Annotated in this window: 27 protein-coding genes; 16 read left to right on the top strand and 11 right to left on the bottom strand. The window is 73.4% G+C overall.

Going from position 1 to position 23,718, the window contains the following annotated elements; genetic code table 11:
* Nucleotides 1-1,221, bottom strand: a complete 1,221-nt coding sequence (gene thrS, locus AB0K03_RS34480) for a threonine--tRNA ligase (RefSeq protein WP_364693988.1) — start codon at nt 1,219-1,221, stop codon at nt 1-3.
* A gap of 199 nt (nt 1,222-1,420) precedes the next feature.
* A complete protein-coding gene (locus AB0K03_RS34475) occupies nt 1,421-2,527 on the bottom strand; it encodes a cellulose binding domain-containing protein (RefSeq protein ID WP_364693985.1) in 1,107 nt (368 codons plus the stop codon).
* Between the two features lie 250 nt (nt 2,528-2,777).
* On the opposite strand from AB0K03_RS34475, the gene AB0K03_RS34470 reads away from it, so the two are divergent.
* Nucleotides 2,778-2,981, top strand: a complete 204-nt coding sequence (locus AB0K03_RS34470) for a hypothetical protein (RefSeq protein ID WP_364693982.1) — start codon at nt 2,778-2,780, stop codon at nt 2,979-2,981.
* An 18-nt stretch (nt 2,982-2,999) separates the two neighbouring features.
* Here AB0K03_RS34470 and AB0K03_RS34465 read toward each other — a convergent pair whose 3' ends face one another.
* Together AB0K03_RS34465 and AB0K03_RS34460 are read right to left on the bottom strand one after the other, a co-directional pair.
* Complete coding sequence (locus AB0K03_RS34465) at nt 3,000-3,434, bottom strand: VOC family protein (RefSeq protein ID WP_364693980.1); 435 nt, start codon at nt 3,432-3,434, stop codon at nt 3,000-3,002.
* A gap of 64 nt (nt 3,435-3,498) precedes the next feature.
* On the bottom strand, nt 3,499-4,422 hold the full coding sequence (locus AB0K03_RS34460) for a hypothetical protein (RefSeq protein ID WP_364693977.1): 924 nt from the start codon (nt 4,420-4,422) through the stop codon (nt 3,499-3,501).
* 144 nt (nt 4,423-4,566) lie between these two features.
* Between AB0K03_RS34460 and AB0K03_RS34455 the strand changes: the two genes are divergently transcribed.
* Together AB0K03_RS34455 and AB0K03_RS34450 are read left to right on the top strand one after the other, a co-directional pair.
* Entirely contained in the window at nt 4,567-5,115 is a 549-nt protein-coding gene (locus AB0K03_RS34455; RefSeq protein WP_364693974.1) for a YciI family protein, read from the top strand.
* 127 nt (nt 5,116-5,242) lie between these two features.
* Nucleotides 5,243-5,743: a sugar O-acetyltransferase gene (locus tag AB0K03_RS34450; RefSeq protein WP_364693971.1), complete on the top strand. Its 501-nt coding sequence runs from the start codon at nt 5,243-5,245 to the stop codon at nt 5,741-5,743.
* On the opposite strand, the gene AB0K03_RS34445 is transcribed toward AB0K03_RS34450, so the two are convergent.
* The 5 genes from AB0K03_RS34445 to AB0K03_RS34425 are packed head-to-tail and all read right to left on the bottom strand — an operon-like array spanning nt 5,719 to nt 10,126.
* Complete coding sequence (locus AB0K03_RS34445; RefSeq protein WP_364693968.1) at nt 5,719-6,834, bottom strand: hypothetical protein; 1,116 nt, start codon at nt 6,832-6,834, stop codon at nt 5,719-5,721. The two genes, AB0K03_RS34450 and AB0K03_RS34445, sit on opposite strands and share 25 nt — an antisense overlap.
* Nucleotides 6,835-6,841: 7 nt before the next feature.
* The gene (locus AB0K03_RS34440; protein WP_364693965.1) at nt 6,842-7,642 is read right to left on the bottom strand and encodes an ABC transporter ATP-binding protein; all 801 of its coding nucleotides are present in this window, start codon (nt 7,640-7,642) and stop codon (nt 6,842-6,844) included.
* Between the two features lie 14 nt (nt 7,643-7,656).
* Nucleotides 7,657-8,418 (bottom strand): ABC transporter permease subunit, encoded by a 762-nt coding sequence (locus AB0K03_RS34435; RefSeq protein ID WP_364693962.1) that lies wholly within the window; start codon nt 8,416-8,418, stop codon nt 7,657-7,659.
* Complete coding sequence (locus AB0K03_RS34430; protein WP_364693959.1) at nt 8,415-9,167, bottom strand: ABC transporter permease subunit; 753 nt, start codon at nt 9,165-9,167, stop codon at nt 8,415-8,417. Before AB0K03_RS34430 ends, AB0K03_RS34435 begins: the two co-directional genes overlap by 4 nt.
* Nucleotides 9,164-10,126 carry an ABC transporter substrate-binding protein gene (locus AB0K03_RS34425; protein ID WP_364693956.1) on the bottom strand — a complete coding sequence of 321 codons (963 nt, stop codon included), beginning with the start codon at nt 10,124-10,126 and terminating at the stop codon, nt 9,164-9,166. Before AB0K03_RS34425 ends, AB0K03_RS34430 begins: the two co-directional genes overlap by 4 nt.
* Before the next feature lie 95 nt (nt 10,127-10,221).
* Here AB0K03_RS34425 and AB0K03_RS34420 point away from each other — a divergent pair, with 95 nt between their 5' ends.
* The 9 genes from AB0K03_RS34420 (at nt 10,222) to AB0K03_RS34380 (ending at nt 17,407) form a co-directional block, all read left to right on the top strand.
* Nucleotides 10,222-11,364 (top strand): 4-hydroxybenzoate 3-monooxygenase, encoded by a 1,143-nt coding sequence (locus AB0K03_RS34420; protein WP_364693953.1) that lies wholly within the window; start codon nt 10,222-10,224, stop codon nt 11,362-11,364.
* Nucleotides 11,361-12,155 carry a CoA transferase subunit A gene (locus tag AB0K03_RS34415; RefSeq protein WP_364693950.1) on the top strand — a complete coding sequence of 265 codons (795 nt, stop codon included), beginning with the start codon at nt 11,361-11,363 and terminating at the stop codon, nt 12,153-12,155. Before AB0K03_RS34420 ends, AB0K03_RS34415 begins: the two co-directional genes overlap by 4 nt.
* Nucleotides 12,152-12,925, top strand: coding sequence for a CoA-transferase subunit beta (locus AB0K03_RS34410; RefSeq protein WP_364693947.1), 774 nt, complete (start codon nt 12,152-12,154; stop codon nt 12,923-12,925). Before AB0K03_RS34415 ends, AB0K03_RS34410 begins: the two co-directional genes overlap by 4 nt.
* On the top strand, nt 12,922-13,602 hold the full coding sequence (pcaH, locus tag AB0K03_RS34405; protein ID WP_364693944.1) for a protocatechuate 3,4-dioxygenase subunit beta: 681 nt from the start codon (nt 12,922-12,924) through the stop codon (nt 13,600-13,602). Before AB0K03_RS34410 ends, pcaH begins: the two co-directional genes overlap by 4 nt.
* A gap of 65 nt (nt 13,603-13,667) precedes the next feature.
* Nucleotides 13,668-14,198, top strand: a complete 531-nt coding sequence (gene pcaG, locus AB0K03_RS34400; protein ID WP_364694172.1) for a protocatechuate 3,4-dioxygenase subunit alpha — start codon at nt 13,668-13,670, stop codon at nt 14,196-14,198.
* Nucleotides 14,173-15,480 carry a 3-carboxy-cis,cis-muconate cycloisomerase gene (gene pcaB / locus AB0K03_RS34395; RefSeq protein WP_364693941.1) on the top strand — a complete coding sequence of 436 codons (1,308 nt, stop codon included), beginning with the start codon at nt 14,173-14,175 and terminating at the stop codon, nt 15,478-15,480. The genes pcaG and pcaB overlap by 26 nt, the downstream gene beginning before the upstream one ends.
* On the top strand, nt 15,477-16,235 hold the full coding sequence (gene pcaD, locus AB0K03_RS34390) for a 3-oxoadipate enol-lactonase (RefSeq protein ID WP_364693938.1): 759 nt from the start codon (nt 15,477-15,479) through the stop codon (nt 16,233-16,235). The genes pcaB and pcaD overlap by 4 nt, the downstream gene beginning before the upstream one ends.
* Nucleotides 16,228-16,611: a 4-carboxymuconolactone decarboxylase gene (gene pcaC / locus AB0K03_RS34385; protein ID WP_364693935.1), complete on the top strand. Its 384-nt coding sequence runs from the start codon at nt 16,228-16,230 to the stop codon at nt 16,609-16,611. The genes pcaD and pcaC overlap by 8 nt, the downstream gene beginning before the upstream one ends.
* A gap of 10 nt (nt 16,612-16,621) precedes the next feature.
* The gene (locus AB0K03_RS34380; protein WP_364693933.1) at nt 16,622-17,407 is read left to right on the top strand and encodes an IclR family transcriptional regulator domain-containing protein; all 786 of its coding nucleotides are present in this window, start codon (nt 16,622-16,624) and stop codon (nt 17,405-17,407) included.
* Here the strand turns inward: AB0K03_RS34380 and AB0K03_RS34375 are convergent.
* Nucleotides 17,388-18,443, bottom strand: a complete 1,056-nt coding sequence (locus AB0K03_RS34375) for a sensor domain-containing diguanylate cyclase (protein WP_364693930.1) — start codon at nt 18,441-18,443, stop codon at nt 17,388-17,390. The genes AB0K03_RS34380 and AB0K03_RS34375 overlap by 20 nt on opposite strands.
* 253 nt (nt 18,444-18,696) lie before the next feature.
* Here AB0K03_RS34375 and AB0K03_RS34370 point away from each other — a divergent pair, with 253 nt between their 5' ends.
* Nucleotides 18,697-19,365: a TetR/AcrR family transcriptional regulator gene (locus AB0K03_RS34370; protein ID WP_364693927.1), complete on the top strand. Its 669-nt coding sequence runs from the start codon at nt 18,697-18,699 to the stop codon at nt 19,363-19,365.
* On the top strand, nt 19,365-19,754 hold the full coding sequence (locus AB0K03_RS34365) for a hypothetical protein (RefSeq protein ID WP_364693925.1): 390 nt from the start codon (nt 19,365-19,367) through the stop codon (nt 19,752-19,754). Before AB0K03_RS34370 ends, AB0K03_RS34365 begins: the two co-directional genes overlap by 1 nt.
* Here AB0K03_RS34365 and AB0K03_RS34360 read toward each other — a convergent pair.
* Nucleotides 19,744-21,135 carry a PLP-dependent aminotransferase family protein gene (locus tag AB0K03_RS34360; protein WP_364693922.1) on the bottom strand — a complete coding sequence of 464 codons (1,392 nt, stop codon included), beginning with the start codon at nt 21,133-21,135 and terminating at the stop codon, nt 19,744-19,746. The two genes, AB0K03_RS34365 and AB0K03_RS34360, sit on opposite strands and share 11 nt — an antisense overlap.
* Before the next feature lie 46 nt (nt 21,136-21,181).
* Between AB0K03_RS34360 and AB0K03_RS34355 the strand changes: the two genes are divergently transcribed.
* Entirely contained in the window at nt 21,182-22,117 is a 936-nt protein-coding gene (locus AB0K03_RS34355) for a DMT family transporter (protein ID WP_364693919.1), read from the top strand.
* A gap of 53 nt (nt 22,118-22,170) precedes the next feature.
* Entirely contained in the window at nt 22,171-23,445 is a 1,275-nt protein-coding gene (locus AB0K03_RS34350) for a hypothetical protein (protein WP_364693916.1), read from the top strand.
* The last annotated feature ends 273 nt before the right edge of the window (nt 23,446-23,718 follow it).

Genomic DNA, 23,718 nt, shown 5'->3' with positions numbered 1-23,718 from the left:
TCAGCCCGGCAGAAGCTCGAGGGTACGGGCGGCAGCGACGCCCCGGATCAGCGCGACGGCCTCCGCGGCCGGCATGGCGGGCAGCCGGCGGCCGTCGCGCAGCCGCAGCGAGACCTCGCCGCCGGACGCCTCGCGCGGGCCGACGACGGCGACGTACGGGATCTTGCGGCCCGCGGCGGCCCGGATCCGGGCGCCGAGCGAGCCGTCGTCGTCCGCCTCGGCCCGCAGCCCCGCGTCGATCGCGGCGCGGCGGAACGCGGCGGCCGCGTCCCGTTCGGCGGCGCCCACCGGCAGGGCGACGACCTGCACCGGCGCGTACCAGACGGGGAAGGCGCCGGCGTGGGTCTCCAGCAGGGCGGCGAAGAGCCGTTCGAGCGAGCCGACCAGGCTGCGGTGCACCATCACCGGCCGCTCGAGGCCGCCGGACGCCACCCGGTACGACAGTCCGAACTGCGCCGGCTGATGCAGGTCGATCTGGATGGTGGCGAGGGTGGACTCGCGGCCGGCCGGGTCGGCGATCTGCACGTCGATCTTCGGTCCGTAGAAGGCCGCCTCCCCCGCGACCGCCTCGTACGCCACCCCGGCCGCGTCGAGCGCCTCGCGCAGCAGGCGTTCGCCCTGGGCCCAGCCCGCGCCGTCGCCGGCGTACTTGCCGCCGTCGCCGCGCAACGACAACTGATACGACGACACGGCAACCCCGAGCGCGGCATGGGCCTGCCGCATCAGCGCGAGCACTCCGGCGACTTCCGCCGCCGCATCGCGCATGCCGCAGAAGATGTGCGCGTCGTTCAGCGAGATCGACCGTACGCGGGTCAGCCCGCCGAGCACCCCCGAGCGTTCGGCCCGGTACATCCCCCCGATCTCGGCGATGCGCACCGGCAGATCCCGGTACGACCGCTGCCGGGACCGGAACACGAGCGCGTGGTGCGGGCAGAGGCTGGGCCGCATCACCAGGTCGTCGTCGCCGAGCCGCATGGGCGGGAACATGTCGTCGGCGAAGTTCTCCCAGTGCCCGGACAGCTCGTACATCCGGCGTTTGCCCAGGACCGGTGAATACACGTGCTGGTAGCCGGCGCGGCGTTCCAGCTCGTACAGGTAGGACTCGACCTCGCGGCGGGCGGCGGCGCCGGCCGGCAGCCAGAACGGCAGGCCGGCGCCGATGAGCGGGTCGGAGTCGAAGATGTCGAGCTCTCGGCCGAGCTTGCGGTGGTCGGCGGGCATCGCTGTCTCCTCGTCCGGCCCCGCGCGACCCACCGGCGGACACGGACGTGGCCCCGGGCGGGTTCGCCCGGGGCCACGTCGTCGCTGGTGATCAGATCAGCGCGAAGGCACGCCGGGACATCCCGGCGTCGTCGTCACAGACCTGAGGTTCATGCCGTGAGGCTAGGCGAACGCCCCGCCCGGCTCCACCGATTTCCAGTCAGCCGAAGCTGAGGCTGTAGCTGTTGGTGGTGAACGACGACTGGCCGGCGGTCCCCGAGATCTCGTAGCCGAACTGGAACTGGCCGAGCGTCACGTTCCCCCACCAGTTGTTGGTGCGCAGCCAGTTCAGCATCGCCAGCACGTTGAGGGTGCCGGAGGTGCTGTTGGAGGTGCGGACGAACGAGAAGACCGCGTTCGCGCCGTTGGAGCCGCGGTAGATGTTCCAGGTGGCGCCGCCGACGCTGACGTTGGTGGCGGTCGGGACCGCGCCGTTCGCGTCGTACTTCTCCGCGATCGGGCCCACCGCGCCCTGCTTGTTGGTCCAGATCATGATTTCGTACGCGTTGTTGTCGGCCCAGATGTCGTACGTGGTCTCGTAGTCGCCGCTCGCGGGGACCGTCACGTTGTACGAGCTGGTGAGCGAGCTGAGCGACCCGAGTGTGCGGTTGAGCGGGTAGCTGACGTTCGGGTACGACTTGATGCCGCTCGTGCGCGGGTGGTTGGCGACCACGCCCCAGTTGCTCGGCGACTTCGCCCACGTCGTCTGGGTGCCGGCGCCCGAGCCCCAGATGTTGTTGTAGATCGTGTAGCCGTTGCTGGTCCAGTTGTCCCACTGGCCGGAGCCGACCCAGACGGCATCCGATGGCACGCCGCCGGTCGGCGGAGGCGTCGTCGGCGGAGGCGTCGTCGGCGGAGGCGTCGTCGGGCCGGTCGGCGGGGTGACGCCGCCGGTGCAGGCGGTGCCGTTGAGGGTGAACACGGTCGGCGCCGGGTTGCTTCCGGTCCAGGAGCCGTTGAAGCCGAACGACACGGTTCCGTTCGTGCCGATCGAACCGTTGTAGCCGGCGTTCCTGGCCGTCACTGTCGATCCGCTCTGGGTGAGCGTGGTGTTCCACGCCTGGGTGACCGTCTGACCGGCCGCATAGGACCAGACCAGCGACCACGAGGTGAGCGGATCCCCCAGGTTGGTGATCGTGACGTTGGCGCCGAAGCCGCCCTGCCACGAGCTGCTGATCGTGTAGGCGACGCTGCAGCCGGCGGCGGCGGACGCGGGGAGGGCGCCGCCGATGCCCACGCCCGCGGTGACGGCCGCAGCGGCAGCCACGGAGAGCGCAATCCTTGCCTTTCGCATGTGCTTCCCATCGTCGTAGGGACACCGCACCGGCTCATCGAAGCGCTTCGACGGTGGCGCAGAGGCGTCGATGGATGTCTATGCGGTGTGGGCAGATGCTAGGCCCCGCCCGCTGCCGGTGTCTACGGGGACGCTCCCCGCCGCCGGCCTCCTCGCGGGACGTTCGGCACTGGTAGCGCCTCCAGGAAAGGGGTTGGAGTGGGTAGGCGTCCGGAGATTGTGGGTGTGCAAGCTCGGCTGGTGGAAAGAGGGCTCCTGGGACGTACGCGCCTACGCCGCGGGTCACCCCCGATTCCCGAACGACAGCACCGGCCGGCAGCTGTACGACGCCGGCGAATTCGAGGCCCACCGAGCCCTCGGCCACGAAGCCGCGGCCGCGCTGATCAGACAGAGCGACCTCGGCCACGAGGCCCGGACCATCGGCTGACCCGAGCCTCGCGCATGCTCAGTCGAGACAGAATTCGTTGTCCTCGACGTCCTGCATCACGAGGCACGACTCGTTGAAACCGTCGGCGCGCAACAGCCGTACCCGGCGCGCGCCGAGCGCGGTCAGGCGCTCGGCTTCGGCTTCGAGCGCGGCCAGGCGCTCGTCGCCCACCAGCCCGGTGCCCACGCGTACGTCAAGATGCAGGCGATTCTTGACCACCTTGCCCTCGGGCACCCGCTGGAAGAACAGCCGCGGCCCCACCCCGGAGGGATCGACGCAGGCGAACGCCGATCCCTGACGCTCGGGCGGCAGCGAGCGATCGAACTCGTCCCAGCTCGCGAAGCCGGGCGGCGGCTGCGGCACGACGTAGCCGAGCACCTCGCACCAGAAGCGGGCGACGCGCTCAGGGTTATTGCAGTCGAAGGTGACCTGGAACTGCTTGACCGACGCCATCGGCTCACCCTAGAGGTCCGGCCCGCCGGCCGCTCGCGGCCGGCGGGCTTCTCCCGGTGGCACGTCAGGCGGTGAACTTCACCCGGCGGCGCCGTGCCACGACGAACAACCCCACGCCCAGCGTGAGCAGGACGGCCGCCGTGCCGGCGATCGCTCCGGCAGCGGCGCCGGTCACCGGCAGGCCGCCCTCGTCGCCGTTGCCGGCGGCGGCGCCACCGCCGGCCGCTCCGTCACCCGCGGCGTCGCCGCCGTTCCCGGTGGTGCAGTCCGCCGGCCGTTCGTACGCGATGATGCGCGGCTTCTCGCCGCCGGGAGGCTGCGGGCCGCCGGCGGAGCTCACAGCGAGGGTGAAGCCGGCGGTGGCCGGGAAGCTCTCGGTCTTGGTCTCGCCCGGCTCGGCGGACACGATCCGCTGCTCGCCCTCGCTCGGGGTCAGGCGCAGGTCCACCACCTGGTTGGAGGACGCCGGGTTGACCAGCTTGAACCTCAGCGTGGTGCAGTCGAAGGACGCGGAATAGGTCGACGGCTCCGGCTTGGGCGGCCAGGAGCAGGTCGTCGGCGCGTCGGCCTCGGCGTGCAGCGTCTTGGCGTGGGTCTCCTCGCCGACCTTCCAGGTCACCGTGAGGGTGAGCGCGGCGCCCGTGCCCTCCGGGGACAGGGACAGGGTGTCGCTGACGGTGGTGTCACCCGTGACCGTGGCGCCGTCGGAGAACGTGGTGAGCTTCGGTGAGCCACCGACGTGGCTCGGAGGGTCCGTGTAGCCGACGTCGACCTTGACGTTGCTGAGCACGCCCTCGTGGCCGCCGGTGGCGGTCGTCGCGAGCGTCCAGGTGGCCGTCCAGCCGTTGCCGGTGCACTGCGCCGCCGCGGTGAGCTCTCCGGTGTGCGCACTCGCCGGCGCGGTCGCCACGACGGCGCCGGCCAGTCCGATGAGCAAGCCGGTGACCACGCCGGCGGCCCTGCGATGGAACGGAATCCTTGAACCCACGCGCGCTCCTGTGTCGATGGTGCAATCCCTTGAGCGAGCGGCGGCCGCCTACGTCGCAACAGCGACCGACCGTAACGACTGCCGATCCCTTGCGCCATGACTCGGACGGGTGACCGGACCCGTCGGTGGTGCAGGATTCCCGGCATGGAGTTTCTGTGCTACCACCGCGACCGGCCCGGTTCCGTGGCTCTGCGTCACGAGCTGGCCGAGCACCACTGGGCCTACATGGACCGGTACGCGACGACGATGATCGCCCGCGGCCCCACTTTCGCCGCCGACGGTGAGACCCCCACCGGCAGCCTGCACATCGTCGACCTGCCCGATCCCGCCGCCGCCCGCGCGTTCGCCTTCGAGGAGCCCAACTATCAGGCCGGCGTCTACCGGGACGTCCTGCTGCGCCGGTGGCGCAACGTGCTGGGGCGCACGATGTGGGAGTTCCCGGGAGGCGGCACGCCGGGAGATCGCTACCTGGTGCTCGGATTCGGCGCCGGGGAGACGGCTGACCTCGCTGCGCCGTCCGCCGGGGACGACCTGATCGCCTACGGGCCGCTGCTGTCCGACGACGGCGCGGCATGGCTGGGAACGGCGATGCTGGTCCGGGCGCCGGGACCGGAACAGGCACGCGCGGTGCTGAGCGCAGACCGGTACGCCGCGGTCGAGGTTCATCGCTGGACTTTCGGCGGCCGGCGATAGTCATCCCGGGCTTCGGCGGAAACCTGGGCGGCATCTCGCCGTGCCACCATGGCTCGTGCGCAACGAGCAACGCCTCCGGACACGGACACCCGAATCACGAGCCTTCGCCGAGCGCGTACAGGTGGTGATGGGTTTGACCTCGCGCCTCAATGCGCTGCCGTTCGACGACCTCGAGGCCCGCCGGACGGTGCTCACCGAGATCTTCGGTGGGCCGGTGCCGGATTCGCTGTCGATCCTGCCGCCGTTCCACTGCGACTACGGGCTCGGCGCATCGTTCGGGGAACGGGTGTTCATCAATCAGGGGTGCTTCTTCCTCGACTACGGCGGCATCACGGTCGGGGATCGGGTCATGATCGGTCCGCGGGTGACGCTGAGCACGGCCGGGCACCCGGTCGAGCTCGCCGAACGGTACGACTTCATCACGCACGCGCCGATCGTCATCGAGGACGACGTGTGGATCGGCGCCGCGGCCACCGTGGCCCCCGGCGTGACCATCGGACGCGGCTCGGTCGTCGGGGCGGGCGCCGTGGTCGCGAAGGATGTGCCGCCGTTCACCGTGGTGACGGCGACGAGCATTGTCGAGCGGAAGCGCCTGAGTACCGATCAGCCGAACAGCGCGAACCGGTAGCGCCCCGCCCCGCCGATCGACGTGAACTGCCCGCCCGCGCCGACCCGCCGGTGTCCCGGGTCCGCGGTCACGACCTGGACTCCGTACGTGCCGTTGGCCCGGGGGTTCCAGCGGGTGAGCCGGCCGGCGCTGTCGAGGGAGGCGAGCTTGACCCGCGAGGCGTAGCCGGCCGGGCAGCCCAGCTGCTTGATGGTGCTGGCGGAGCGGCAGGCCCGGTCGAAGTGGCCGCCGACGTACGTGGTGCCGCCCAGCACGGCCAGGTTGTGGACGTCGCCGTCGAAGAGGTGGGTCCAGCGGACGGCCCCGGACGGGGTGTAGCCGACCGCCCGGCCGCCCGGGCCTCCGGTGCCGGTGGAGATGCCGGTGGGTGAGATGGCGATGTCCATGACGAGGTGGGGCGCCTGCGGGCGGAAAGCGGTGACGAGCCTGCCGGTCGCCGGGGTGACCGCGGCGAGGCGGGCGCGGGACGCGCCGTTGAGGTGGGTGAATTCGCCTCCGGTGTAGAGCCGGGTACGGGTGACCGCGAGCGCGCGCACCCGCCCGTCGGCGACGGGGTGGAACGAGCGGTCCAGCGCGCCCGACGCGTGGGAGAACGCGGCGATGTTGCGCCGGGTCGCACCGTCGACGCGGGAGAAGGCGCCGCCCACGTAGACGCGGCCGTTGCCGATGGTGAGGGTCGAGACCGTGCCCGAGACCGTGTGGGAGAAGCGGTCGAGCCGGCCGGTGACCGCGTCGATGCGGGCCAGCGAGTCCCGGCGGGCGCCGGCGACGGTGTCGAAGTCGCCGGCCGCGTACACGGCCGGGCGGCCGGTCACCGTGACCGCGAGCGAGCGTACGGTGCCGTTGGCGGTCGGGTTCCAGGGCAGGACGGCACCGGTACGCGCGTTGAACGCCGCGAGCCGCTTGCGGGTGTAGGTGTGCCCCCGGAACGTCAGCTGGGTGAAGGACCCTCCGACGTAGACGGTGTCGCCGCGGAACGCCAGCGCCCACACGGTCGAGTTGAACGCCGGGGTGGCCGCGACGGCGGCCCGCGCCGGGGTGCCGAGGGCGATGGTGCAGATCAGGGCCACGAAGGCGGTCAGCGTACGCACATGTTGATCAACTGCCCAGGGACGCCGGAGGTTGCGCGGCGGCGCGGCCCTTCGCGGCCTGAATCTGTTCGTAGACGCGGGTACGCAGGGCCGCGAACCGCGGGTCGGCGCGGGTGTGCAGCTGGTCGCGGGCGGCCGGCAGGTCGACGGCCAGCTGGTCCTGCACGACGGTCGGCGAGGCCGAGAGCATGATGACGCGCCGGCCCAGGTACACCGCCTCGTCGATGTCGTGGGTGACGAACAGGATGGTCACGCCGAGCCGTTGCCACAGCTCGCTGACGAGGTCCTCGAGGTCGGCCCGGGTCTGGGCGTCCACGGCCGCGAACGGCTCGTCCATGAGCAGGATCGACGGCTCGTACGCCACCGCCCGAGCGATCGCCACGCGCTGCTGCATACCCCCGGACAGCTGCCACGGGTACGCGCTCTGCGTACCGTCGAGACCGACCGCGGCCAGGGCGTCGGCGACCAGCACGGCCCGCCGGGGTTTCGCGATCCTCTTCTGCCGCAGCGGCAGCTCGACGTTGTCGCGCACGGTCATCCACGGGAACAGGCTGCGGCCGTACTCCTGGAAGACGACGGCCATGCCCGGCGGCGGCCCGGCGACCTCGCGCCCGTCGACGCGGACCGTGCCGCCGGTGGGGTCGAGCAGGCCGGCGATGCAGCGCAGCAGCGTGGTCTTGCCGCAGCCGGACGGGCCGACGAGGCACACCAGCTCACCGGCCTCGACCGTGAACGTCAGGTCGCGCAGCGCCTCCACCTCACGTCGCTGCGACCGGTAGACCTTGCGCAGGCCCTGGACCTCCAGCATGGTTGTCGTCCCCCTCATGAGCGGCTGGCGTCGCGCAGGCCGTGGTACCAGGCGAGCAGGCGGCGTTCGGCGAGCCGGAACAGCTCGGACAGCGCGAAGCCGAGCAGTCCGAGCAGGATGATGCCGCTCCACATCTCGGGGATCGCGAAGCTGCGCTGGAACTGCACGATGGTGAAGCCGAGACCGTTGCTCGCGGCGAACATCTCGCTGATCACCATGAGGATGATCGCGATGGACAGCGCCTGCCGCAGGCCCGCGACGATCTGCGGGGACGCGGCCGGCAGGAGGAGGTGGCGCAACCGGGCCGGGCCGGTGACGCCGTACGCGCGGGCGGTGTCGCTGAGCACGCCGTCGACGGCACGTACCCCTTCGACGGTGTTGAGCAGGACCGGCCAGACGCAGCCGGAGACGATCACGATGATCTTCATGCCGTCGCCGATGCCGGCGAAGAGCATGATGACGGGTACGAGCACCGGCGGCGGGACGGCCCGGAAGAACTCGAGGAGGGGCTCGGCGGCCGCACGCAGCCGGCGGTTCGCCCCGATCGCGACGCCCGCGGCGACCCCGAGCAGCGCGGCGAGCGCATAGCCGGCGGCGAGCCGGGCGATGCTGGGCAGGACGTCGGCGCGGAGCCGGTCCGGGGTCCACGTGTCGGCGAACGCGGACAGGATCGTCCGCAGCGGCGGGGCGTAGAAGTTCTCGCTGCCGAGGCTGGCTGCGTACCAGAGCGCGAAGAGTACGGCCGGGAGCGTCAGCAACCGCAGGGCCCGCCTCACAGCGCCATCTCCGCCCGCACGGACTGGTGCCAGGACAGGAACCGGCGTTCGGCGTAGCGGGCGCCGACGTTGATGGCGACGCCGAGCAGGCCGGTGACCACGATGAGGGCGTACATGGTGGGCAGGGCGCCGGAGCTCTGCGCGACGGCGATCACGGAGCCGAGGCCGGGCGCGCCGATCACCAGCTCGGCGGTGACGGCGAGGACCAGCGCGACGGCGGCGGCCAGGCGGATGCCGGTGAAGACGTACGGCAGCGCGGTGGGCCAGAGCACGTGGCGCAGCCGGGCCCAGGGGCTGAACCGGAAGCTGCGGGCGGTCTCGTCGGCGACCGGGTCGACGTCGGCCACCCCGTACAGCACCTGGACGAGGACCTGCCAGAAGGCGGCGTACACGACCAGCAGGAGCGTGGAGCCGAGGCTGGTGCCGTACAGCAGGACGGCGAGCGGGATGAGCGCGACCGACGGGATGGGCCGCAGGAACTCCACCGTGGACGCGGTCCAGGCGCGCAGCGCCGGCACCGCGCCGAGGAGCACGCCCACGCCGACCCCGGCGGCGACGGCGATCAGGAGCCCGAGCGCCCACGCGGTGAGGGTGTCACCGACGGCGGTCCAGAAGGCGGCGGTGCCGGCCTCGTCGGCGAGCGCGGCGAGGATGCGGCTGGTCGGCGGCAGGTCGGTGACCAGGCCCAGCCGGGGCAGCACCTCGACGAGCAGGAGCAGCGCGGCCAGGCCGGACAGGCGCAGGATCACGGCAGGATCTTGCTCAGGTCGGGGGTCGCGCCGGCGAAGATCCCGTCCTGGGCGCCGAGCTTCGCGAGCGTCTCGACCGACGCCCGGTTGATCGTGGTGGGCCACTTCGGCAGGGTCAGCGAGGCACGGACCGCCGGATCGATCTTCGTGTACGTGCCCAGCACCGCGCGCACCTCGTCGGGGTGGGCGCCGGCGTAGGTCAGCGACTCGTTCATCGCGTCGGTGAAGCGCTTGACGAGGTCGGCGTCGTCGGCGATGAGCTTGGTCGAGGCGAAGTACGCGGCCACCGTGAGGTCGGGCGCCGCGTCGACGTAGTTCCAGGCCACGACGCGGCCGCCGGCGGCGGTGACGGCCGACAGGGACGGCTCGACGACCCACGCGGCGTCGACCTGGCCCGCCTGCAGCGCCGCGGGCATGTTCGCGAAGGGCATCTCCACGAACGTGATGCCGCCCGGGTCGCCGCCGGCCTTGCGGACCGACTCGCGCACGGTGGTGTCGCCGATGTTCTTGAGCGTGTTGACGGCGATCTTCTTGCCGGCCAGGTCGGCGGCCTTGGTGATGGGGCTGTCCTTGCGGACGGCGACGCCACCGAAGTCCTTGCCGGCCTGCCCGGTGGAGGCGACGCCGTTGGCCACCACCTTGACGGGCACGTTCTTGGTCTGCGCGATCAGCAGCGAGGTCATGTTGCTGAAGCCGAACTGGAACTGGCCGCTGACCACCCCGGGCACGATGGCGGCGCCGCCCTGCCCGCTCTCCATGGTCAGCTCGATCTTGCGGGAGGTGAAGAAGCCCTTCTGCTGCCCGAGGTAGAGCGGCGCCACGTCGACGATCGGGATGATGCCGACCTTGACCTTGTCCACTCCCCCGCCGCCGGTGTCCCCGCCCGAGTCGCCGGAGCCGCAGCCTGCCCCGGCGACGACGAGGGTCAGCGCTGCCAGCCCCGCGATGATCCGGCGCATGTCCCGGCCTCCTCTTGTCTGTGTGCGCTCTCCGCACGTAAGTTCTCATGGAGAACGGCTCGCGTCAACGACAGGTGCCGATGAGAGGGGGCGACGTGCGGACCCAGGTCGGCATCATCGGCGCCGGACCGGCGGGCCTGGTCCTGGCCCGTCTGCTGCAGCGGGAGGGGATCGAGTCGGTGATCCTCGAGCGCCGGTCCCGCGCGTACGTGGAGGGCCGGGTGCGCGCCGGCGTGCTCGAGCACGGCACCGCCGACCTGCTGGACGAGCTCGGCGTGGGCGCGCGGATGCGGCGGGAGGGCATGGTGCACCGCGGCATCGAGCTGCGCTTCGGCGGCGAGGGGCACCGCATCGACCTGGCGGGCCTCACCGGCCGGACCATCACCGTGTATGGCCAGCAGGAGGTGGTCAAGGACCTCATCGCCGCCCGGCTCGGCGACGGCCTGCCGCTGCGCTTCGAGGCGGAGGTGACCGGCATCGACGGCACCACGATCACGTACAAGCACGACGGCGTGGAGCAGAGCCTCGAGTGCGACGTCGTGGCCGGCTGCGACGGCTCGCACGGGGTCGCGTACGACGCCCTCCCCGCGGGCGCCGTGCGGCGGCACGAGCGGGTGCACCCGTACGCCTGGCTGGGCATCCTGGCGCGGGCGCCGGCGGCCAACGAGGAGCTGGTGTACGCCTACCACGAGCGCGGGTTCGCCCTGCACAGCATGCGTACCCCCGAGATCGTGCGGCTCTACCTGCAGGTGCCGCCCGGCACCGACCTCGCGGAGTGGCCGGACGAGCGGATCTGGGACGAGCTGCGCCGGCGCCTCGGGCTGCCGCTCGTCGCGGGCCCGGTGCTCGAACGCGGCGTCACGCCGATGCGCAGCGTGGTCGTCGAGCCGATGCGCCACGACCGGGTCTTCCTGGCCGGGGACGCGGCGCACATCGTCCCGCCGACCGGCGCCAAGGGACTCAACCTGGCCGTGGCGGACGTCCGGGTGCTCGCCGAGGCGCTGACGGCGTACTACCGCCACGGGAACGAGGAGCTGATGGCGTCGTACTCGGACACCTGCCTGAGACGGGTGTGGCAGGTGCAGCGGTTCTCCAACTGGATGACCTCGATGCTGCACCGGCATCCCGGCGACGACCCGTTCGGCGATCGGCTGCAGCTGGCCGAGCTCGCGTACGTGGCGGGCTCCACGGCGGCCGCGACCACGCTCGCCGAGAACTACGTGGGGTTGCCGCGGTGATCGTCCCCCTCGCCGAGGCCGTCGCCGAGCTGGTCCACGACGGCGACACCGTGGCCCTCGAAGGCTTCACCCACCTCATCCCGGTCGCCGCCGGCCACGAGATCATCCGGCAGGGCCGCCGCGGCCTCACCCTGGTCCGGATGACCCCCGACATCGTGTACGACCAGCTCATCGGCGCCGGATGCGCGCGCAAGCTGGTGTTCTCCTGGGCCGGCAACCCCGGCGTCGGCTCGCTGCACCGCTTCCGCGACGCCGTCCAGCAGGCCTGGCCGGGCCCGCTGGAGATCGAGGAGCACAGCCACGCCGGGATGGCCAACCGGTACGTCGCCGGCGCCTCCGGGCTGCCGTTCGCCGTGCTGCGCGGGTACACCGGCACCGACCTGGCCCGGCACACCGCGACCATCGCGCCGATCACCTGCCCGTTCACCGGCGAGACGCTGACCGCGGTACCGGCCCTCAACCCGGACGTCGGCATCGTGCACGCCCAGCGCGCGGACCGGCACGGCAACGTGCAGTACTGGGGCATCACCGGGGTGCACAAGGAGGTCGTGCTGGCCTCGGCGCGCTCGCTGGTCACCGTCGAGGAGGTGGTGGACGAGCTGACCCCGGTGCCCGGCGCGGTCGTGCTGCCGGCCTGGGCCGTCACGCGGGTCGCGCACGTGCCCGGCGGCTCGCATCCCTCGTACGCGATGGGCTTCAGCGACCGCGACAACGACTACTACCGGCGCTGGGACGCGATCAGCCGGGACCGCGCCGCGTTCGCGCAGTGGCTGAAGGAGCTCACGTCGTGACGTGGACGGCGGACGAGATGATGACCGTCGCGGCGGCACGGGCACTGCGCGGCGGCACCCGCTGCTTCGTCGGCATCGGGCTGCCCAGCACGGCGGCGAACCTGGCCCGGCGTACGCACGCGCCGGACCTCGTGCTGGTCTACGAGTCGGGCACGATCGGCGCCAAACCGGACCGGCTGCCGCTGTCCATCGGCGACGGGGTGCTGGCCGAGACCGCCGACGCGGTGGTCAGCGTGCCGGAGATGTTCAACTACTGGCTCCAGCCGGGCCGCATCGACGTGGGGTTCCTCGGCGCCGCGCAGCTCGACCGGTTCGGCAACATCAACACCACGGTGATCGGCGACGACTACACCGATCCACGCGTACGCCTGCCCGGCGCCGGCGGCGCGCCCGAGATCGCCGCGTCCTGCCGGGAGGTGATCGTGGTCGTCCGGCAGAGCCGGCGCACCTTCGTCGACCGCGTCGACTTCGTCACCTCCGTCGGGCACGGCGCCGGCCCGGGCGACCGCGCCCGGCTCGGCCTGCGCGGCGGCGGCCCGGCGCTGGTCATCACCGATCTGGGCGTGCTCGAGCCCGACCCGTGCGACCGTGAGCTGGTCCTGACCCACCTGCACCCCGGGGTCACCCCGGACCGCGCGGTCGCGGCGACCGGCTGGCCGCTGCGACTAGCGCCGACGGTGAGCACCACCGAGGCGCCCCGCCGCGCCGAGCTGGCCGCGCTGCGGGCGCTGACCGGCTCGGCGCGGCCCGACGACGAGGAGAGGACATGACGACGTCACCCCATCCCCCGCTGCTGTCGCCCGGGTACAAGTCGACGGTCCTGCGCGCCCCGCGGCAGCAGCCGATCCTGCTGCCGCATTCGCTCGGCGAGCTGACCGGCCCGGTGCTCGGTGAGGGCCCGGTCGTGGCCGGCGACGCCGACCTGTCGGTGGACGGCACCGCAGAGGCGCAGGGCCAGCGCATCATCGTGCACGGCCAGGTCCGCGACGCCGCCGGCCGGCCGGTCGCCGACCAGCTCGTGGAGGTGTGGCAGGCCAACGCCGCCGGCCGCTACCTGCACAAGTGGGACCGGCACGACGCGCCGCTGGACCCGCACTTCGCCGGGGTGGGCCGCACGATGACCGACGCGCAGGGGCGCTACCGGTTCGTGACGGTCAGGCCGGGCGCCTACCCGTGGGGCAACCATCCGAACGCGTGGCGGCCGGCGCACATCCACTTCTCGCTGTTCGGGCGGGCTTTCACGCAGCGCCTCGTCACCCAGATGTACTTCCCCGACGATCCGCTGTTCGCGTACGACCCGATCTACAACTCGGTGCCGGAGTTCGCCCGCGACCGGCTGGTCTCCGCATTCGACTTGTCCGCGACGGTGGAGTCGTGGGCGCTGGGCTTCCGGTTCGACATCGTGCTGAGCGGCGACTCGGCCACCCCGATGGAGACCCCGGCATGACCGACTGCACCGAGCCACGCCCAGCGCAGGCTGCCGACCACCGCGACGGTGAGGGCCAGGAGGGCATGCCCATCGGGCACAGCAGCGCGGGGCCGACTCCTTCGCAGACCGTCGGGCCGTACCTGTCGATCGGGCTGACCTGGGCCGAGGGGCCGTACGTGGTCGCCGCGGACGCACCGGGGGCGGTGTGGCTGCGCGGCGAGATCCGCGACGGCGCCGGCGAGCCGGTCCCCGACGCGCTGGTGGAGACATGGCAGGCGGATCCTGAAGGACGCTTTCACACGCCGGGGTTCCGTGGGTTCGGCCGGTGCGCCACGGACGACGACGGGCGGTGGGCGATCCGTACGGTCAAACCGGGCCCGGTCGAGGGTCAGGCGCCGCATCTCGCGGTCTCCGTCTTCGCCCGCGGCCTGCTGCACCGGGTCGTGACCCGCGTGTACTTCGCCGACGAGCCGCAGGCGAACGACGCGGACAAGGTGCTGGCCACCGTGCCGCAGCAGCGGCGGCACACGCTGCTCGCCGAGCACGACGATCAGGGCTACCGCTTCGACATCAGGCTGCAGGGTGACGATGAGACCGTCTTCTTCGAGCTCTGACGGCGGGCTCTTCGACGGGGTCCTCGCCGCGGGGGGCGTACGCGCCGCGGTGAGCGACGGCGCCTGGGTCCGCGCGCTGCTCGACGCCGAGGCCGCGCTGGCCCGCGCCGCCGCCCGGACCGGGCTCGCCGAGGCGGCCGATGCCGAGGCGGTCGCCGCCGCCTGCTCCGCGTTGGAGATCGACGTGGCGGCGCTGAGCGCGGACGCCGCGGAGACGGGCAATCCGGTGGTGCCGCTGGTCCGGCGACTGCGGGCGGCCGTTGCGGGCGACGCCGCCGCGCTGGTCCACCGCGGCGCCACCAGTCAAGACATCGTGGACACCGCCGCGATGCTGGTCGCTCACCGCGCCCTCGGGCCGCTGCTGGACGACCTGGCCGGGGCCGCGGACCACGCGGCGGAGCTGGCGCAGCAGCACCGCGACACCCTCGTCGCCGGGCGCACGCTGCTGCAGCAGGCGCTGCCCACCACGTTCGGGCTGGTCGCGGCGGGCTGGCTCACCGGCCTCACCGCCGCCCGGCGGCGCCTGGCCGACGTCCGCGCGCACCGGCTCGCCGCCCAGCTCGGCGGGGCCGTCGGCACCCTCGCGGCGTACGGGACCGACGGGCTGCGGCTGGTCACCGCGTACAGCGGGGAACTGAGGCTGGCCGAACCGGAGCTGCCGTGGCACACCGAGCGGTCCCGGATCGGCGACCTCGCGGGCGCGCTGGGCATCGCTGCCGGCGCCTGCGGGAAGGTCGCGCGGGACATCGTGCTGCACGCCCAGACCGAGACCGGTGAGGTGGCCGAGGGCGGCGGCGGGGGCGGGTCGTCGACGCTGGCGCACAAGCACAACCCGATCCATGCGATCAGCGCCTCCGCGGCAGCCGCCACCACACCGGGGCTGGTGGCGACGCTGCTCGCGGCGATGCCCCAGGAACACCAGCGGGCGGCGGGGAACTGGCACGCGGAGTGGCGGCCGCTGCGGGCGCTGCTCGAGGGGGCCGGGTCCGCGGCGTACCACCTGCGAGCCTCGCTCGGCGGGTTGCGGGTGGACCGGGGCCGCATGCGCCGCAACCTCGACATCACCCGCGGTGCCCTGCTGGCCGAGCGGATCGCGGCGGCGCTGGGCCCGAAGGGACACGATCTGGTCCGCGAGGCCGTCGAGCGCGGCGACCTCGCGTCGGACCCGGCGATCACCGCGCACCTGCCGGCCGCGGAGGTGACCCGGCTGCTCGACCCGGCCGGGTACCTCGGCAGCGCCGGCGCGCTCATCGACCGCGCGCTGCGGGAAGCCCGGCGATGATCCCGCACCACCGGGTGGACGGCCCGCCGGACGCCCCGCCGCTGCTGCTGATCAACTCGCTCGGCGCCGACCTGTCCATGTGGGAACCGCAGGCCCCGGTCCTGTCGCGGCGGTTCCGGGTGATCCGCTACGACGCTCGGGGACACGGGCGCTCACCCGTACCCCCGGGGCGGTATTCCCTGGCCGATCTCGGCGGCGACGCGCTCGACCTGCTGGACCACCTCGGCGTCGCGCGGGCCCATGTCTGCGGGCTGTCGCTGGGCGGCATGACCGCGATGTGGCTGGCCGCGTACGCCCCCGGGCGCGTCGGCCGGCTCGTGCTCTGCTGCACCTCGGCGCTGCTCGGACCGGCGTCGTCGTGGGCACAGCGCGCCGCCACCGTGCTCGCCCGCGGCACCGGGGCCGTCGCCGACACGGTGGTCGCCCGCTGGGTGACGCCGGAGTTCGCGGCGCTGCGCCCGGAGGAGACCGGCCGACTGCGCGACATGATCGCGGCCACCCCGGCGGCCGGGTACGCGGGCGCCTGCGCCGCCATCGAGGACATGGACCTGCGCGCCGACCTGCCCCGCATCACCGTCCCGGCGCTGGTCGTCGCGGGCGCGGACGACCCCGCGACCCCGCCGGCGCACGGCGCGGCCATCGCCGCGGCGATTCCCGGCGCACGCCTGGTCGTGCTGGAACGGGCCGCGCATCTGGCCACGTACGAGCAGGCGGCCGCGGCCAACCGGCTCATCCTGGAGGCACTCGATGGCTGACGCGTACGACGACGGGATGGCCGTACGCCGCGAGGTGCTCGGCGACGCCCACGTGGACCGGGCCGTGGCCGCGACCACCGAGTTCACCGAGCCGTTCCAGGAGTTCATCACCCGGTACGCGTGGGGCGGCGTGTGGACCCGGGACGGGCTGGACCGGCGTACCCGCAGCTGCGTGACGCTGGCCGTGCTGACGGCCCTGCGGTGCCACGACGAGCTCCCGATGCACGTCCGCGCGGCCCGGCGCAACGGCCTGAGCCCGCAGGAGATCGCCGAGGTGCTGCTGCACACCGCCGTGTACGCCGGCGTCCCCGCCGCCAACACCGCGTTCCGCCTGGCACAGGAGGTCCTCCGCGAGGAGGGCCCGGCGGCCGGTTAGGGTGCGTGCAATGAGTGACCAGGCCCGTGAGCCCCACTACGTGCAGTCCCTGGAACGCGGGCTGGCCGTCATCCGCGCGTTCGACGCGCGGCACCCCGAGCTCACCCTCAGCGAGGTCGCCCGCATCTGCGACCTGACCCGCGCCGCCGCCCGCCGGTTCCTGCTCACCCTCACCGACCTCGGGTACGTGCGCACCGACGGCCGGCTGTTCTCCCTCACCCCGCGCGTGCTGGAGCTCGGCTACTCGTTCCTGTCCAGCCTGTCGCTGCCCGACGTGGCCGAGCCGCACCTGGAACGCCTGGTCGCCGAGGTGCACGAGTCGTCGTCGATGTCGGTGCTCGACGGCGACGACGTCGTCTACGTGGCCCGGGTGCCGACCCGGCGGATCATGACGGTGGCGATCAACGTGGGCACCCGCTTCCCGGCGTACGCGACCAGCATGGGCCGCGTCCTGCTGGCGCACCTGCCCGGCGAGCAGATCGAGGCGTTCCTCGAACGGGTGTCGCTGGAGCCGCTGACGGACCGGACGGTCGCCTCCGCCGAGTCGCTGCGCGCCGAGCTCAAGCGGGTCCGCGAGCAGGGCTACGCCATCGTCGACCAGGAGCTGGAGGAGGGGCTGCGGTCGATGGCGGCGCCGGTGCACGACCGTACGGGCGCCGTGGTCGCCGCCGTGAACGTCTCCGTGCACGCCAGCCGGACGTCGGTCGGCTTCCTGCGGGACTCCCTGCTGCCCCCGCTGCTGGCCGCCACCGCCGCGATCGACGCCGACCTGCGGGTCACAGCACCCCGGCGCTAGTCCGCCGCTTCTGCCGGTACATCGCGTGGTCCGCCTCGACGACGAGGCGCTCCACGTCGTCGCCGGTCTCGCCGAGCGCCCAGCCGACGCTCGCGCCGACGCGGTGCAGCCCGGTGGCGCCGCTGATCGGCTCGGCCAGCGCGGCGCGCAACCGCTCGGCGGTCGCCGCGATCGTGTCGTGCAGGCCCGTCCCGGTGACCACGGCCACGAACTCGTCCCCGCCGGTACGCGCGATGACGTCACCGTCGCGCAGGTGGTGGCGCAGCCGTTCGGCGATCACGCACAGCACCTCGTCCCCCGCCTCGTGCCCGGCCTGGTCGTTGACCTTCTTGAAGCCGTCGAGGTCGACCACCAGCGCGGCGATCTGCACGCCGGGGCGGTGCCGGATCGCCTCGGCCCGGGTCCGCAGCAGGGTGCGGTTGGCCAGCCCGGTCAGGCAGTCGTGGGTGGCGGCGTACTCGGCCTCGGACTGGCTGCGCTCCAGCGCCGAGTGCAGCCGCGCGTGCTGGATGGCGATGGCGGCGTGCTCGGCGAACAGGGCCAGGATCTCGAGCTGCTCGGGTCCGGGTTTGCGCAGCCCGTCGGGCAGGTCCACGCTCAGCACCCCGACCCACTCGCCGCCGGGCGCCATCAGCGGCGCGAACAGGCAGTCCATGGGGTGCCACATGTCCGGGTCGTCGGTCTCCGCGATGTCGGGCACCCAGGTGTACAGGCTGTCGGGCACCCCCGTGCGGTGGTCGACGAAGTACAGCGTGCCCCAGCGCTCGGCGCGGCGGAACAGCTCGCGCCAGTTCTCCGCCGACCCCCGGCTGCCGAGCAGCTCGTCACGCAACTCGTCGCTGCCGGCCACCGCCACCGTGGTGTAGTCGCCGTTCTCCTCGGCGAGGTTGACCGCGGCGAGGCCGAACCCGGCCACCTCCACGACCCCCCAGGCGACGGCGTCCAGGGTCTGGGTGAGGTCGAGGCTGGCATGCACCCGTTTCGTCACCGCGTGCAGCGCCCGGAGCGCCTGCAAATGGGTGTCGGCGCCTGCCATCCCACCTCCCTCGGCCCGGTCTCGATCAACTGACCGTAGTCCATCCCGTCACGAGTTGTGGACCGGCGATCGGCATCGCCGGAGCAAATGTGAGCGGTTTCGCCCCCGGTCGTGGGCGACGCGGGCATAATACGGCCGATTCGCCCCGCGGACCGCCCGATCCCGGCCGGCGACGCCACGGCCGCCGCCATCGCCGGGCCGGCATGCCGTGGGCCGCCACGGCCCCGGGCCGGCGATCTCCTACGGTAGGCACATGGCACCCCCGCAGAGCCGCCGCGAGCGCCCAGCGAAACCCGCCCTCACCCGGGACGGCATCATCGCCACCGCGGTCGCGGTGATGCGCGCCGAGGGTCTGTCCCGGGTCACCATGCGACGCCTGGCCACCGAACTCGACACCGGCCCGGCCTCGCTTTACGTGTACGTGCGCAACACCGCCGAGCTGCACGCGGCCGTCCTCGACGAGCTGCTCGGCGAGGTGGACCTGACCCCCGCCGGCGGCTGCGGCCCGTGGCAGGAACGCCTGGTGAGCGTGCTGGAGTCGTACACCCGGATCCTGTTCGCCAATCGGGGCCTGGCGCAGTCGGCGCTGATCTCCCGGCCGTCCGGCCCGCACTCCCTCGCGCTGATCGAGACCATGCTGGGCCTGCTCGCCGAGGGCGAGGTGCCCGCCGACCGGGCCGCCTGGGCGATCGACATCCTGCTGCAGTACGCGACCGCGTCGGCCGCCGAGCACGCGGCGAGCCCACCGGCGGACGAGGACACGTGGAACGCGATGGTCGAGGCGGTCCGCACCGCGCCGGCCTCGGTCTATCCGCACATCGCGGCGCTCGGCGAGGAGCTGCTGTCCGGCGGGGAACGGCTGCGCTGGGCGTTCCTGGTGGTCCTCAACGGCATCCTCGTCACCCCGCGGCCGGGCCGCTGATGGCGTACCTGGTCGAGGTGGAACGGGTCTTCCGCGCTCGCCAGGGACTCCCGTCACCGGTGCTGGCGGCACGCGGCGGGCCGCGGCTCGGCGCCGGGGAGGACATCGAGGTGGTGCTTCGCGCCGGGGTCTCCTTCGACGACGAGCAGCTGACCGAGCGCGGGTGGTACTGCGACACCGACGAGCTGACCGGGCGGCTCGAGCGGTGGACGCACATCCTCGGCGACGGCCCGTGGACCGTGCGCTTCCCGTTCCGCCCCACGTTCGAGCTGGTCGCCCGCCACCTCTTCCACGCGCTGCAGCCCGAGGTCCCCCAGCTGGCCTATGTGGAGCTGGTGGACCGCACGTACGGATCCCGGACCCGCTACGGCCCCCGGGTCAGCGGATGACCGCGCCGATGCGGCGTACGGCCTCGGCCAGCCGGTCCGGCGGCTGCGCCGCGTAGCCGATCACCAGGCCGGGTGGGCCCGGCAGCTGCCGGTGCCAGGACAGCGGCTGCACCCGTACGCCCGCCCCGGCGATCCGTTCCGCGAGCGCCACGTCGTCCGCGCCGGCGGGCAGCGTGACCAGGACGTGCAGCCCGGCCGCGATGCCCTCGACCCGGGCGGCCGGCACGTGCTCGCGCAACGCCGCGACGAGCGCGTCGCGGTGGCGGCGCTGGCGGCGGCGGACCGTCCTCAAGTGCCGGTCATGCTCGCCGGTGGCCAGCAGGCGCGCCAGGATGAGCTGCGGCAGCGCCGGGTTGCCCAGGTCGCTGGCGTGCTTCGCGGTCACGAGGTCGGCGTGCAGGTGCCGCGGCGCGATGAGCCAGCCGAGGCGCATGCCCGGGGCCAGCGACTTGGACACGCTGCCGCAGTACGCGATCCGTTCCGGCGCCGAGGCCTGCAGCGCCGCCACCGGGGCCCGGTCGTAGCGGTGCTCGGCGTCGTAGTCGTCCTCGATGATCAGGCCGGGCCACTCCAGCAGGGCCAGCCGGCGGCGCGGGCTGAGCACCACGCCGGTCGGGAACTGGTGGGCGGGGGTGAGCAGGACCGCCTCCACGCCGGTGGCGGTCAGGTCGGGCACGCGGACGCCGTGCGCGTCGACCGGCACCGGCACCGGCCGTACACCCCAGTGCCGCAGCTCGTCGCGGGCGCCGCGGGAACCGGGGTCCTCCATGCCGCACGCGTCGATCCCACGGACGCGCAGGTTGTGGCTGAGCAGCGCGAGGGCCTGCGCCACTCCACTGACGACGATCAGGTCGTCGGCGGTCGCCCGCACGCCACGGTTGCGCACGAGCCAGGTCGCGAGCTCGGCGCGCAGCCGCGGGTTGCCGCGGGGGTCGCCGTACCCGAAGTCGGCGGTCGTCGCCTCGGCGAGCACGGCGCGTTCGGCGCGCAGCCAGGCGGCGCGCGGGAAGGCCGACAGGTCGGGAACCCCCGGCGAGAGGTCCAGGTCGATGCCCGGGGACGGGGGTTGCGGCAGGCGCAGGCCCGAGGTCTCCCGGCGTACGGGATCCGCGCGCGGCCGTGGCGCCCGGGCGGTGACGGTCGTGCCCGCCCCGGTCCGGCCGGCGAGCAGCCCCTCGTCGGTGAGCCGCTGGTACGCCTCGACCACCACGCCGCGCGACACCCCGAGGTCGTCGGCGAGCACCCGGGTCGCGGGCAGCCGGGTGCCGGGGGCGAGCCGTCCGTCGCCGATGGCGGCGCGCAGCCCGTCGGCCAGCCACGCCGTGCGGCCGCGCTCCGGGGGTACGCCCAGCAGATCGATTTGGTCCTCCCCGAGAGCCACGAAATGGTCCTTGGGACAGGACCATACGCCCCGCAGCATGGATCTCATGTCCCGTCTCGTCTCTCTGATGTCCGGCGCCGCCGCCATGTGCTGCGTGGGCGGCAGCGTCGCGGTCTCCGGCGTGCTCGCCGACGCTCCGCTGTTCACCACCCAGTCCCTGCGGTACGCGGTCGCCTGCCTGCTGCTGCTCGCCTTCGCCCGGACCCGCGGCGTCCGCGTGCGGCGCCCCCGCGGCCGGGAGTGGGGCTGGCTGGCCGGGATCGCCGCCACCGGCCTGGTGGTCTTCAACGTGGCGCTCGTACAGGGTGCCCAGCACGCCGAGCCCGCGGTGCTGGGCGTGGCGGTGGCCTGTGTACCGCCCCTGCTGGCGGTCGTGGGGCCGCTGCTGGAGGGGCGCGGGCCGAGCCGTACGGTGCTCGCCGCCGCGATCGTCGTGACCGCCGGCGCCGCGCTGGTGCAGGGCCTGGGGCGCACGGACGCCGCGGGTCTCGCCTGGGCCGCGGCGGCCTTCGCCTGCGAGGCGGCGTTCACGCTGCTCGCCGTGCCGGTGCTGGGCCGCCACGGCCCGGTCGGGGTGTCCGTGCACGCCGTCTGGCTGGCCGCCGCGATGCTCGCCGTGCTCGGGGCCGTCCATGAGGGACCGGCGGCCGTCACCCGGCTCACCACGCGCGAGCTGCTGGCGGGCGGCTACCTGGCCGTCATGGTGACCGCGGTCGCCTTCGTGCTCTGGTACGGCAGCGTGGCCCGGCTCGGGGCGGGCACGGCGGGCCTGCTCACGGGCATCGCACCGGTGGCGGCGGCCGGCACCGGGGTCGCGCTGGGCGGCCCGGCGCCGCAGCTGCTGGTATGGGCGGGCATCGCCACGGTGGCGGCGGGGCTGGCGCTCGGCCTGCGCCGGCCCGGCCCGCATGCTGACCGGGAGAGAGCCGGCGACGATCCCGGCGTGACCGCTCCGGTCACGGCCGCCGTGAACCCGGCATGACGGATATAGAGTGAAGCGCGTCGATCCCTTGCCGACGAAGGCAGGTACCGCCCGTGCACCTGTTCACCGTCATCGCCGTCTGCGCCACTGTCCTCAGCGTCCCGCAGGTGGCCGCCGCCGCCACCCGCTCCTGCTACGACCGCGATGCGCCGGTCACGTACGAGGAGAGCCGCATCGAGACACCCGCGCTGCCCGGTGGGGTGCGGGTGCCGTACGAGCTGGTCGAGTCGGGAGGCTTCACGCCGTCCGTGGAGAGGCTGAGGCACGACCTCTGCCGTGCGCCGTCCGTCCCCGCCGCCCGCCGGCTGCTGCAGCGCGAAGGCGCGTGGCTGTGGGAGACCGCGGTAGCGCGCGCCCAGGGCCGGATCCGGATGGGCACCATCGAGCGCTACGACGACCGCCCGCTCTACTGGTCACGGCTGATGGGCACCCGCGACATCCGCCAGTGGTCCCCCGGGTTCGCGCTCTCCGGCGCCGAGCGGTCCGCGCTGCTCAGAACCTACGAGTACGCGTCCCGCGGGATCACCTCCACCACGTCCGGGCGCGGGGTGAAGCGGGTGCTGGTGAGCGGGTTCGACCCGTACCAGCTCAACGGCGAGATCCGCCGGTCCAACCCGTCGGGCGCGTCCGCGCTGCAGCTGGACGGGCTGACCTACCGCGAGGGGCGTGCCCGCATCCGGGTGCAGTCGGTCGTGCTGCCCGTCACGTGGAGCGGCTTCGACGCCGGCATCGTCGAGGACGCGTTCGGCCCGCACCTGACCGCGCGCTCGCGCGAGCGCGCCGACCTGATCATGACGATCAGCCAGGGTCTGCGCGGCGTCATGAACATCGAGCAATGGGCCGGCGCGTGGCGCGGCGGCTCGCCCGACAACAACAACGAGGGCGAGGCGGAGCTCATCCCGCCGGCGCCGCGCCGGCCGCATCCCGCGCCGACGCCGGAGTTCATCGAGACGACGCTGCCGTACCGGGCGATGATCGACGCCGGCACCGGCCCTTGGCCGACGGCGCTCAACCCGCGGATCTGCGAGTGGCCGGCCGGCACCCGGCCGTCCGGGCCGGTACGGTGCCACGACGAGGGCCCGTCCGCGGGTGGGCAGGCCCAGGCGGGTGGCGGCGGCAACTACCTGTCGAACGAGAGCATGTACCGCTCCAACCGCCTGCGCCTCGAGCTCGGCGCCACCGACGTTCCCGGCGGGCACCTGCACATCTCCGCCCTGGTGTACCCGGCGGACCCGCTCGTCCTCATCGACGACGCGTTCTCGGCCGACCGCGCGGCGACGATCGAGCAGACCGTCGCCCTGGTGAAGGCGACCGGCGCCGCCGCTTAACGGTCCCGGCCCGCGGCCGTCCCCCAGGCGGCCGTCCCGCCGGCGGCCGTCCCCCTATCAAGGGCGGCCGGCTGTCCGGGCGCCCTCCATCCAGCGGTCGCGAGCCCGGCGGCGACGGCGGTGTCGATCAAGGCCGCCCCTCGCGACAGCGAGGGGCGGCCTGCAAGCTCTGACGGGAAGCTCAGCCGAGCAAGGTCGGGATCTTCTCGAACAACTGCTGCGTGTACGTCACCATCTCGTGCAACATCCAGTTCCCGCTGAACAGGATCGCCG

Origin of the sequence: Actinoplanes sp. NPDC049316 (genome assembly GCF_040677315.1) — a bacterium.
Lineage (GTDB): Bacteria > Actinomycetota > Actinomycetes > Mycobacteriales > Micromonosporaceae > Actinoplanes.
Note: the sequence above shows the minus strand (reverse complement) of the source record. Positions and strands in the feature narration are given on the sequence as shown.